This window comes from Halodurantibacterium daqingense (assembly GCF_042666235.1).
GTDB lineage: Bacteria > Pseudomonadota > Alphaproteobacteria > Rhodobacterales > Rhodobacteraceae > Halodurantibacterium > Halodurantibacterium daqingensis.
Genome location: NZ_JBHTFQ010000015.1, coordinates 39,989 through 49,612 on the forward strand (window position 1 = coordinate 39,989; position 9,624 = coordinate 49,612).

Annotated in this window: 10 protein-coding genes; all 10 read left to right on the forward strand. The window is 65.4% G+C overall.

Features of this window, described 5'->3' with window-relative positions:
- Window positions 1–12 precede the first annotated feature (12 nt).
- Window positions 13–1,677, forward strand: a complete 1,665-nt coding sequence (locus tag ACFQXB_RS18815) for a DEAD/DEAH box helicase (protein WP_377406766.1) — start codon at window positions 13–15, stop codon at window positions 1,675–1,677.
- A gap of 221 nt (window positions 1,678–1,898) precedes the next feature.
- A complete protein-coding gene (locus ACFQXB_RS18820; RefSeq protein ID WP_377406767.1) occupies window positions 1,899–2,099 on the forward strand; it encodes a DUF6511 domain-containing protein in 201 nt (66 codons plus the stop codon).
- Window positions 2,099–2,866, forward strand: a complete 768-nt coding sequence (locus ACFQXB_RS18825) for a hypothetical protein (RefSeq protein WP_377406768.1) — start codon at window positions 2,099–2,101, stop codon at window positions 2,864–2,866. Before ACFQXB_RS18820 ends, ACFQXB_RS18825 begins: the two co-directional genes overlap by 1 nt.
- The gene (locus tag ACFQXB_RS18830; RefSeq protein ID WP_377406769.1) at window positions 2,863–5,229 is read left to right on the forward strand and encodes an AAA family ATPase; all 2,367 of its coding nucleotides are present in this window, start codon (window positions 2,863–2,865) and stop codon (window positions 5,227–5,229) included. Before ACFQXB_RS18825 ends, ACFQXB_RS18830 begins: the two co-directional genes overlap by 4 nt.
- Window positions 5,222–5,602, forward strand: a complete 381-nt coding sequence (locus ACFQXB_RS18835) for a hypothetical protein (protein ID WP_377406770.1) — start codon at window positions 5,222–5,224, stop codon at window positions 5,600–5,602. Before ACFQXB_RS18830 ends, ACFQXB_RS18835 begins: the two co-directional genes overlap by 8 nt.
- Window positions 5,595–6,131, forward strand: coding sequence for a hypothetical protein (locus ACFQXB_RS18840; RefSeq protein ID WP_449301253.1), 537 nt, complete (start codon window positions 5,595–5,597; stop codon window positions 6,129–6,131). The genes ACFQXB_RS18835 and ACFQXB_RS18840 overlap by 8 nt, the downstream gene beginning before the upstream one ends.
- Window positions 6,128–6,331, forward strand: coding sequence for a hypothetical protein (locus tag ACFQXB_RS18845; RefSeq protein ID WP_449301254.1), 204 nt, complete (start codon window positions 6,128–6,130; stop codon window positions 6,329–6,331). Before ACFQXB_RS18840 ends, ACFQXB_RS18845 begins: the two co-directional genes overlap by 4 nt.
- Window positions 6,324–6,770: a DUF6362 family protein gene (locus ACFQXB_RS18850; protein ID WP_023851473.1), complete on the forward strand. Its 447-nt coding sequence runs from the start codon at window positions 6,324–6,326 to the stop codon at window positions 6,768–6,770. The genes ACFQXB_RS18845 and ACFQXB_RS18850 overlap by 8 nt, the downstream gene beginning before the upstream one ends.
- Window positions 6,771–7,175: 405 nt before the next feature.
- Window positions 7,176–8,492, forward strand: a complete 1,317-nt coding sequence (locus ACFQXB_RS18855; RefSeq protein WP_377406771.1) for a site-specific DNA-methyltransferase — start codon at window positions 7,176–7,178, stop codon at window positions 8,490–8,492.
- Between the two features lie 51 nt (window positions 8,493–8,543).
- Window positions 8,544–9,530 (forward strand): hypothetical protein, encoded by a 987-nt coding sequence (locus ACFQXB_RS18860; protein WP_377406772.1) that lies wholly within the window; start codon window positions 8,544–8,546, stop codon window positions 9,528–9,530.
- Window positions 9,531–9,624: the final 94 nt, after the last annotated feature.

A 9,624-nucleotide genomic window follows, 5' to 3' on the forward strand; every position in this document is an offset into this window, starting at 1 on the left:
GGGAGACCGGCCATGCGCCTGCGCCCCCGCCAGAAGACCTTCGTCGAGCGCAGCGTGGCTGCGCTCGCTTCCCGCGGCAACACGCTGGGCGTGGCGCCCACCGGTGCGGGCAAGACCATCATGCTCTCGGCGGTCACCGGCGAGATGATCGGTGACGGCGCCAAGGCCTGCGTTCTTGCGCATCGCGACGAGCTGACGGCGCAGAACCGCGCCAAGTTCCAGCGCGTGGTGCCGGGCGTCGCCACCTCGGTCATCGACGCCACGGAGAAGTCCTGGAGCGGCCAGGTCGCCTTCGCCATGGTGCCGACGCTGGCGCGCGCCTCGAACCTCGCCGACATGCCGCGCCTCGACCTGCTGGTTGTCGACGAGGCGCACCATGCCGTCGCCGACAGCTACCGCCGCATCATCGACCGGGTGCGCGAGGCCAATCCCGACGCCCGGATCTTCGGGGTCACGGCGACGCCGAACCGGGGCGACAAGAAGGGCCTGCGCGAGGTCTTCGACAATGTCGCCGATCAGGTGCGGCTGGGCGAGCTGATCGCCTCGGGCCACCTGGTGCCGCCCCGCACCTTCGTGATCGACGTGGGCGTGCAGGACGAGTTGCGCGCGGTCCGCAAGACCATGTCGGATTTCGACATGGCGGAGGTGGCGGGCATCATGGACCGCGCCCCCGTCACCGACGAGGTGATCCGCCACTGGAAGGAAAAGGCGGGCGACCGGCAGACTGTGGTGTTCTGCTCCACCGTCGCGCATGCCGAACACGTCACCGACGCCTTCAGGGCGGCGGACGTTTCCGCCGCGCTGATCCACGGCGATCTGGCGGCCGAGACCCGCAAGGCGATCCTCGCCGATTACGCGGCGGGCGACATCCGCGTCGTGGTCAACGTGGCGGTGCTGACCGAGGGCTGGGACCATCCGCCCACCTCCTGCGTCGTGCTGCTTCGGCCGAGTTCCTACAAGTCCACGATGATCCAGATGGTCGGGCGCGGCCTGCGCACCGTCGACCCCGAGGAACATCCCGGCATCGTGAAGACCGACTGCATCGTGCTGGATTTCGGGATGTCGAGCCTCACGCACGGCACGCTGGAACAGGATGTCGATCTCGACGGGCGCGTTCCGACGCCGGGGGAAGCCCCCACGAAGCTCTGCCCCGAATGCAAGGCCGAGATCCCGATCGCCGTCACCGAATGCCCGATCTGCGGGTGCGAGCTGCCGCGCGAAGGCGCGGAGCCAATCGACAGCTTCGTCATGACCGAGCTCGATCTTCTCGAGCGATCGAGTTTCGCGTGGGTGGACCTGTTCGGCGACGACGCCGCGCTGATGGCCAACGGCTTTCACGCCTGGGGTGGCGTGTTCTTCCTCGAGGGCCGCTGGCACGCGGTCGGGGGCGCCAAGGGCAAGGCGACGCGGCTCCTGAGCGTGGGCGAGCGCATCGTCTGTCTCGCGCAGGCCGACGACTGGCTGAACGAGCATGAGACCGACGAGAGCGCCTTCAAGTCGAAGGGCTGGCTGAAGCAGGACGCGACGGAAAAGCAGCTGAACTGCCTGCCGCCCGAGTTCCGGCGCGACTACGGCCTGACCAGATATCGCGCCTCCGCGCTGATCTCGTTCCAGTTCAACAAGCGCGACATCCGGCGCCTCGTCACGGCGGCCGAGCCCGAGCGGAGGGCGGCGTGAACCATGTCGCGCAAGTCCCATCCCCGCCCGCAGCGCCTGCGGATTGCCCGGAGCGTATTCGGCTCTGGCACCCGCGCCTCAAGCCTTGCGCCGTCTGTCTGCGCCCCGCGCGCGGCTTCGGTTTCTTCAACCCCAACAAACCCCGCCCCCGCGAACACCGCTGGTTCTGCTCGATGCACTGCCAGGCGTTCTTCGCGGCCCGCCACCGGAAAGGACTGACCATGCAGGGAACGACCGATGAAGAACGCCTCGCCATTGCACTGGTGATGAAGCGGCTGGGCCAGACGATGGACCTGATCGGCTGGGACAAGCGGCTGCGGGATCTCGATGCGACAGAGGTCACCGCGCTGATCGAGGAGGTTCTGGAAGGTTACGGCGCCGAGATGTCGCGCATCGCCGCCAGGAGCGAGGTGCCGTTCTGATGCTGGATTTCAACCCGCGCCCCTCCATGGCCGAGCGGATCAACGCGCTGGTCGACGCCGCGCTGATCGCCGAGCGGGAGGCCACGCCGCCCCGGACCTATCTCGGCGCGTCCCGTCTGGGACATGCCTGCGAACGCGCGTTGCAGTTCGAGTTCGCAGGCGCGCCCAAGGACGAGGACGCGGACTTCGGCGGGCAGACTCTGCGGATCTTCGAGATCGGTCACCAGCTCGAGGATCTAGCGATCCGCTGGCTGCGGGCGGCCGGGCTGGACCTCTACACCCGCAAGGGCAACCGCCCCGATGGCGAACAGTTCGGCTTCTCCGTCGCGGGCGGCCGCATCCGTGGCCATGTCGACGGGGTCATCGCGGCGGCACCGGCCGCGCTCGGCCTCCGCACCCCGGCGCTCTGGGAATGCAAGACGATGAACGCGAAGAACTGGCGGGCCTGCGTCAAGGACGGGGTCGCCGTCTCAAAGCCCGTCTATGCCGCCCAGATCGCGATCTACCAGGCGTACATGGAGCCTTCGGTGCCGGGCATTTCCTCAGCCCCGGCACTGTTCACGGCGATCAACAAGGACACGGCCGAACTGCATCACGAGCTGGTGCCCTTCGATGCCGATCTGGCGCAGCGCATGTCCGACCGCGCGGTGCGGATCCTGCAGGCCACCGACGCCGGCGAGCTGCTGCCCCGCATCGCCGCCAGCCGCGACTTCTTCGAATGCCGGTTCTGCGCCCATGCCGAGCGGTGCTGGAGCCTGGCTACATGACCGACGAGCCCACCGAGCCATCCGATCCCGACCAGGAGCTAGCCATGCGCGACGACACCACGCCCGATGAGCCCAAGGCAAACATCGTCCATTTCAACCCATGGCGCGACTTCAACGATGCCGCGCCGCAGATCGACGTCTTCGGCGACGAGCCCGACCCTGCGCAGATTGCGCAATTCATGCAGGTCGTCTTCGGGTATTGCGACGGTCTGATCCCTGTCCGCAGCTTCATCGACAAGGGTCAGGGCATCGATGGCCGCCCGCACAACATCTGGCTGGAAGCGAATCAGTCCGCCCCCGAAAAGATGGCGACCTTCGCGACATGGGCCTCGCGCGAGGGCGCGGCAGTCTATGTGATCCCCGGCACCGTCGCCGCGCCCGGCCAGGCCAAGGCCACCGATATCCTGCAGATGCAGACGGTGGTCGTCGATCTCGACACCGGTGACATCGCCGCCAAGCGCGCGCACCTCGAGCGCCACCTCGGCGCAGCCAGCATGGTGGTGGAAAGCGGCGGCGTGACGGCCGAAGGGCAGCGCAAGTGCCACGTCTGGTGGGCGCTGACTGAACCCGCCGAGGGTGACGATATAGCGCGCGTCTGCCGTCTGCGCGGCGACATCGCCGCAAAGGTCGGCGGCGACATGCATTTCCGCTCCGCCCATCAGCCGATCCGAGTGGCGGGCTCGGTCTATTACAAGAACAACCTCAAGACGCAGGTGCGGATCGTCGAACTGAGCGCCGACCGCGAACGCGATCTGGCCGAATTCATCGAAGCCGTGACCGACATGCCGCCCGCGCCGGGCGTGTCCCTGCAGCCTGCGTTCACCCATCCCGACAAGCCCGCCATGGACGAAGTGCTGGTCACGCCGGTTCGGGAGGGGGCGCAGGATGACTGGTCCCGCTTCGAAGGTGCGTCCGCCGCGATCGGTCATTTCATCCGCATGGTCCACGAGGGCCGGATGACAAAGGACGAGGGCTGGATCGGCATCTGCGGCTACAACGCCGCGATGCTGCGACCCCAGTGGCCGGTCGAGCGGCTGAAGCGGGAATCCGAGCGGCTCTGGGAACGGCATGTCGAGAAATATGGCCCGCCGCTGATCCGGCTGGACTCCGGCGCACCGGGACCGGTCGAGATGCCCGCCTTCACGTTGGGCGCGCTGCTGGACGATCAGAGCCCGATGCCCGAGGACATCATCGCGCCCCGGGTGCTGACGCCGGGCGGACTGCTGGTGCTGGGCGGAGCGCCCAAGGTCGGCAAGAGCGACCTGCTGATCTCCTGGCTTGTCCACATGGCTGCCGGTGTGCCGTTCCTCGGCTTCACGCCGCCACGGCCGCTGCGGATCTTCTACCTGCAGGCCGAGATCCAGTATCACTATCTGCGCGAGCGGCTGAAGCAGATCGCCCTGCCGCCCGACGTGCTGGCCGCCGCGCGCGACACCTTCGTCGCCACACCCAAGCTGAAAATGCTGCTCGACAACGAGGGCAGCGTGCGGGTTGCCCGTGCGATCCGGACGGCATTCCCGGATGCGCCGCCTGACATCCTCTGCGTCGACCCGATCCGGAACCTCTTCGATGGCGGGCCGGATGGCGGCGGCGAGAACGACAACACCGCCATGATGTTCTTCCTCAAGGAACGGGTCGAGGTTCTACGCGACCACATCGACCCGGACTGCGGGGTAATCCTGATCCACCACACCAAGAAGCTCAGCAAGCACCAGGTGAAGGAGGATCCGTTTCTCGCGCTTTCGGGCGCCAGCGCCCTGCGGGGCTTCTACACCTCCGGCCTCATCCTGCACCGCCCCGACGAGGACGCGTCAGAGCGCAAGCTGGAGATCGAGCTGCGCAACGGCCCCGCGCTGCCCTCGAAGCTGATCGACAAGGTGCGCGGCCAATGGGTCGAGATCAACCCGATAAACGAGCGCCTCGTGCGCCAGGACATCGGCGCCAGGCACGATGCCGAGCGGGATCGGAAAAACCAGATCGTCCTGGGGATGATCTTCGACGAGGCGGCCGAGGGTCGGCTCTACACCACCACGCAGTTCGCGGAGGCGTTCGAGAACCAGCACGATCTCGGCGGGCGCTACAGCATCCGTGAGCGGCTGTCGGTGCTCGCCACCAAGGGCCTGATCAAGTTCCGCCGAAGCTTCACGGAGCACGGGTACGCCGGGACGCAATCGCATTTCGGATATCTCGTGATCAGGGACATGCGCTTCGGCCGCGATCCCGTGATCGACACGGACACCGGAGAGGTCCTTGCCGAAGGCGTCGCGGTGCTGCCGACCCACTACAAATGCCCCCATTCCGGCCGCGCGCGTGAGGTCGAAAACCCCTCCGTCTGGGTCTATCCGGAGGAGGCCCATGACTGACTTCCTCATCATGAGCGCGGCCTTCCTCATTCTCATCCCTTCCTCATGGTTCAATGAAATCAATGGGTTGGTGATGAGGATGAGAAAGGTCTTCCTCATCGAACCGCCTCATCCCTTGAGCCTTGAAAAATCAACGGGAACAGAGACTTGCGGCCAAAGCATGAGACGAGTGGGCAAGCCCCCATACTACGTATGGGGAGGCCAACCGGCAGGTTTGGCCTCGCCTCCCATACGTCGAGGGTATCCGCGCGCGGGCTCCGACGCTCTTTGCAGACTCCGATCCGACGACGGCGGCCCCGACCTGCCCAGGCACCAGGCCACCGTCGTCTTCCACCCGAGCAGCCAAGCAGAAGAGGAGACCACCCATGGCTGACCTGACTCTCGCCACCTCCGCCCGTGAGGCAATCCCCGATCTGCGGCCCGTCGTCCGCGCCAACCGGGTGATGCTGGCGCTCGACCTCGGCACCACGACGGGATGGGCGCTGCACGGCATCGATGGGCTGATCACCTCCGGCACGGCGTCCTTCCGCCCCGGCCGGTTTGATGGTGGCGGCATGCGGTATCTGCGGTTCACCAACTGGCTTACCGAGATCGACCGGCTGTCCGGGCCGATCGCCGCGATCTGGTTCGAGGAGGTTCGCCGTCATGTCGGCACCGACGCCGCCCACGTCTATGGCGGGCTCATGGCCACGCTGACTGCATGGTCGGAGCTGCGCGGCGTGCCCTACGAGGGCGTTCCCGTCGGCACCATCAAACGCCACGCCACCGGCAAGGGCAACGCGAACAAGGACGCCATGATGGCGGCGGCCCGTGCGCGGGGTTTCTCGCCCGCCGACGACAACGAGGCCGACGCCATTGCGATCCTGCTCTGGGCGCTGGAGACCCGGGGAGGTGTGCAATGAGCGGCATGCGGTTCACGCCAAAGGGCTATGGCGGTCACCGCCGCAACCCCGACGAGGTCAAGCGCGACGGCTGGAAGGAACTGGGCCTGCTGGCTGTCGCCGTCGACGACGACCGCCTGACCTGGCCGGAGCGCGAGCTGGTGCGCCAACTCGGCGAGCGGCTCTACGGCAAGCGGCAAAGGGAGGCGCGTCATGGGTGAGTGGACCACAGCGCAGGTGCAGGATCGGCTGGAACTTGCGGCCGGCGTGATGCGGCAGATGCCGGGCGTGATGCCGCAGGGCTTCTTCAACGCATGGCCGGAGTATTTCCACAGCTTCGCCGACAAGGTCGGTCAGGAACCGCAGATGCGTCGCCCGAGGCCCAGCCCGCGTCAGATCACGCAGGCCGAGGAGGCGATGCTCTGGCTGCGCTGGCTCGAGCCCGAGGATGGGCGCCTGGTCTGGGCTCGCGCCGACGGCATGGCGTGGAAGCCGATCTGCTGGCAGTTCGGCCTGTCGCGCACGGCCGCGACCAAGCGCTGGCAATACGGTCTGGCGGTGATCACCTGGCGGCTGAACGGTCGCGTGCCGTCGCCCCGGCGGTCACAGCAGTTCGTCATCGAAAACGCCAATCGGCTGTCAAGAAAAATCGTCCTCTGAGGAAATTTTCGGGTGTACATCGCAGGGCCTTACACATTTCGTCGAGGCCGTTAGAAAACCAATATGCTCGGGAGAGGAGCGCGCAGGCAGACGCCGCGCCGCTGGCTTCCGGGGTCCAGCGAAGGGTCCAGCCGGGGTCCGATGGGCTAACCCATTGAGTTCTTGGTTCCTTCCTGGCGATGTTCGTATGCTGGCGGGCGAAGCGCGGGACATCGCCAGCGACAGGGCTGGTTTTTTGGGAAGCCACCCGGAAGCCGGAGCCACGCGCGCCCCGCGCAAACACCAATGAACGCTGGCCTTCCGCCTGGACACCGCTGGTGGCCGCTGGACCCCGTGTGGAGTCCGGCCCGGCATCCGGAGTCCGGAAGCCACCGGTATCCACCCGACCGAGGAACCGTGCCCATCATGACGTTGAGCTTCGCACCGGACGCGATCGAGACGTGGCCGCTGTCGCGCCTGCAGCCCTACGCGAAGAACGCGAAGGCGCACGGGCCGGACCAGGTTGCCAAGATCGCCGCCAGCATGGCCGAGTTCGGCTGGACCGTGCCCTGCCTCGTGGCCGAGGACGGCGAGCTGATCGCGGGGCACGGGCGCGTGCTGGCCGCGACGCAGCTGGGGCTGACCGAGGCGCCGGTGATCGTGCTGGGGCATCTGACCGAGGCGCAGCGGCGGGCCTACCGCATCGCGGACAACAAGTTAACGGAGCTCGGCGCCTGGGACGAGGCGCTGCTGTCAGCCGAGCTGCAGGAGCTGCTGGCGGACGACTTCGACCTGTCGCTGGTCGGCTTCTCCGACGGCGAGTTGGACAAGCTGCTGGCCTACGTCGCGGAAGACGAAGGTGAAGAAGGTGGCGCCGGAGGCTCCGTGCCGCCGGTGACCATCCCCGAACCGCCGCGCAACCCTGCATCGCAGACGGGCGATCTGTGGATCCTCGGCGATCACCGGCTGCTCTGCGGTGACAGCACCAGCGCTGCCGATGTGCGCCGCCTGATGAACGGCGAGCGGGCGATCCTGTTCGCGACCGATCCGCCGTATCTCGTCGACTACGACGGCTCGAACCATCCGACCCGCAACAAGGACTGGTCGGCGTCCTACGGCACGACCTGGGACGACAGTTCGCAGGGCGCGGAACTCTATGACGGGTTCATCGCTGCAGCCGTGGCGGAAGCCATCGCCGAGGATGCCGCCTGGTACTGCTGGCACGCCTCGCGCCGCCAGGCGATGCTCGAAGCCTGCTGGGAGAAGGCGGGCGCCTTCGTGCACCAGCAGATTATCTGGGTGAAGGACCGCGGCGTCCTGACCCGGTCCCACTACCTCTGGAAGCACGAGCCCTGCTTCATGGGCTGGCGCCGCCCGAACCGCCCCCCGAAGGTCGCCGAGCAGACCCTGCCATCGACATGGGCGCTGCCGAGTTTCGCCAAGGACGACCGGCCCGACCACCCGACGCCGAAACCGCTCGACGCCTTCGGGATCCCGATGCGCCAGCACGTGGCGCGCGGCGGGCTCTGCTACGAGCCGTTCTCCGGCTCGGGCTCGCAGATCATGGCGGGCGAGGCCAACGGCCGTCGCGTCTTCGCGATGGAGATCAGCGCGGCCTATGTCGATGTCGCCGTCGAACGCTGGCAGGCCGAAACCGGCAAGGATGCGATCCTCGACGGCGATGGCCACACCTTCACCGAGGTGAAGGCCGAGCGGCTGGGCAACAAAACTGGCTTCGAGTAGGACTGGCCTGTATAATGGAATGAAGGCACTCTTTACGGGCAGACCTTCCCCATGGAATTGTTAAAGGCAATCTGGCTAGAGTTTTCAGGCGCAAGTTTTCTTGAGCAACTCGGAGCAGTGGCAGCATTGCTTGGCGTTTTGGGTGTTCTCAATGGGCTGACTGCTAAGCTTGCAAAACGGGTTCCACTTCGAGATCTGGCTCGGGCGAGAGCGCGCATTGACGCTCTTGATGCGGAATTATCAGCGCTAAAGCAGAAGCTTGATGTTGAAAAGGCTGATGGAGCTGCTTTCCGAAATCGCGCTGAGAGCCTTGAGGAAAGGCATTCCAAAGAATCTCCAATAGCATGGAGAGAGAGCCAGCAATTTGACTCAGGGATCGATGACGTTGATGGTCGTTCACGCCAGCTAAAGACGATGGCGCTTGGTTTCGACGCAATCCGCGAAGATCTGCGCTCGGCAGCTTTTGAACTGGCCATTTACTATGATGCCGAAGCCGCTTTCGACCCTGACTCGGGTCCGCGCGCACAGTATTTTGCCAACCTTGCAACGGCATTGCGAAGTGGCGATGACACGCAATACCTCCACGATCTTTTAAAGGAAAGCGCAGCGGCAGATGCGCGTGAGCAAGGAGCATATGATCCGGAGGCACCAGAATGGAAAAGTTTCGAACTGGCCCCGGCCGGTCTAGACAAAGAGGGTGCGTCTAGGCTGGCTACAAGACTGAGCAACCGTGCAAAGTTCTTTTCTCAAACTGGCGAAAATCATGCTGCGCACCGTTTACTTGCTCGAGCGGTGTTTATCGCTAAACAACATTTTGGAGAAGGCGAAAACTTCCTAATTCACTTGGTGAAAAACTATAGTGCAGAACTGTTTATTTCAGGATTTTATAAGTCCGCACTTCTTCATTTCGAAGAGTTGGAGCGCATAATGGAAGCGTCGAGCGATTCCGAATTCTCTCCAACGAGCTATGCGCGACTACAGCTGCGGCATTGGATCTGTGGATGTCTTCTACACACCGGTCGGGAGGATGAGGCTTGAACCGCGCCGGGTTTGCCGGAGGCTGGTTGATTTTAGTTACGCGGCCATGGCTTCAGTTTCCAGAGCGGCGTAGAAGTTTGCCTCGGCTTCGGCT